Source organism: Brevundimonas sp. P7753 (assembly GCF_013386595.1).
GTDB classification, from domain to species: domain Bacteria; phylum Pseudomonadota; class Alphaproteobacteria; order Caulobacterales; family Caulobacteraceae; genus Brevundimonas; species Brevundimonas bullata.
Window position 1 is genome coordinate 1 of sequence record NZ_JACARP010000171.1, and the last position, 1612, is coordinate 1612.

Below are 1612 nucleotides of genomic sequence, written 5' to 3' on the forward strand. Positions count from 1 at the left end.
CAGGAAGCCGAAGCCGGCATGGCCGAAATGAGCGCCAAGTTCCGGGCGGGTGGGGCTGCGATTGAGGTGAAGGTGTGAAGAGAGAAAAACTGCCGAGTTCTCAAAATGGTAGCAAGGACCTGGCTGTTCGACCTGCACTAGTTGCACTTCCCACCAAGCATGCCACAGTGGGGATTACAGCATAGCTCGGGGGACGAATTGAATTTCCAAGACGCGAAAGACCTTCTTCGCAAAGGCTTTCTGGCAAAAGCCTTTGCTCTGGAATCTGAAGACGGCGAGTCCCTTACGTTGTCTCATGCATCGTCCATCAACCCGATTCTCATCACCAAAGACCTTATCGCGGATTATGCGTCGGTCGGGGATGTGCTCGGCGGCTATGTGCCGAGAGACGGAAGACCTGACGTCATAGGGACCGGCTACCGAGAACAGCGGGTTCTTTGGGGGGAGTTTTCCGTAGGATCCCTATCCGAGATCAAATACGTTTTTGGCGACACAACGGGACCCCATATTTATCTAGAGACAAGCCCTGCCTCAACAGCGTTTTGGTCCTCATGCCTTTTTGACGAAGCCCTAGTCGATTACTATATATCTAGATTTAATAGATACAAAAAGCTTTAATTTACATAGATTTCTAAGCCGAATATTGACCATCAAGGCTACCAACGTCGGGATAATGTCCGAAGAAAAGTTGCTCGAAGAAACGGACAGCCTTTTTGACGCCGCCCTTTTTGAATTAGCTTACGAAAAACAGGTCGTTCTGCTTCGGTCATTCATGTGGTCGAAACCAATAACAACCGACGACGATGAAGACGAAAGCGAATCTTCGTCCGCAGAATACCCAACAATCCCGCCTGTATACAACATTGATCTTACGCGCTTTTATATAAGAGGATGCACTTCAGATCCATACATACAGTTTCTATCATTTTATCATGTAGCAGAGCATTTCTTCCTCATTGTGTCGGATGGCGCTCTGTATAAAAAAATGTCATCAATAATCAATGATAGAAAGTTTAAATCAAATAAGCCATACTTGGACAAGTTAATTCAATCAGTAGGAGATCATAAAGCGGAATCCAAAGAAGAGGAAATGCTTAAATCTGTTATGATAGAGTTTCTTGACGAAGACGAACTCATTGCAGAGATCGCTCGAATAGAGCGAGATGCAGGACAAAAAATATACACTTCAAAAACATCGTGTTTTGGATACGATCTTGAAAAGATCACACTACAAAAATCGCATCTGTTTGGCCCTTTATCCAAACGCATTAAGACTATACGGAACGCTTTGGTCCATTCATCAGATCGCCATGAGCGCAAGAACCGATACGTTCCTGGAGCAGAAGCCAATCAGATACTGAAACGAGAGATTCCGCTTATGAAATACATGGCTGAGCGTATAATCATTCGAGATTCTACAGCTCGCCCATGATCGGCGGCAGAAGTTCAGGTGGTCAAGAAACGCAGCTCTCTTGAGCATCGCATCCTCGCCGGGCCGAACGGCGCGGGAAAGACCACCTTCATCAACGGCTTCCTGCGGGAACGGGCCGAAGCGTTTCAGTTCGTCAATCGGGACGACGCAGCGCGCCTCTTCTTTCGTCATCCTCCGGCA

1 protein-coding gene is annotated in these 1612 nt (G+C 47.1%); it reads left to right on the top strand.

Annotated elements, in window-relative coordinates; translation table 11 throughout:
* Positions 1–673 precede the first annotated feature (673 nt).
* Positions 674–1432, top strand: coding sequence for a hypothetical protein (locus tag HX774_RS18765; RefSeq protein WP_178828946.1), 759 nt, complete (start codon positions 674–676; stop codon positions 1430–1432).
* Positions 1433–1612: the final 180 nt, after the last annotated feature.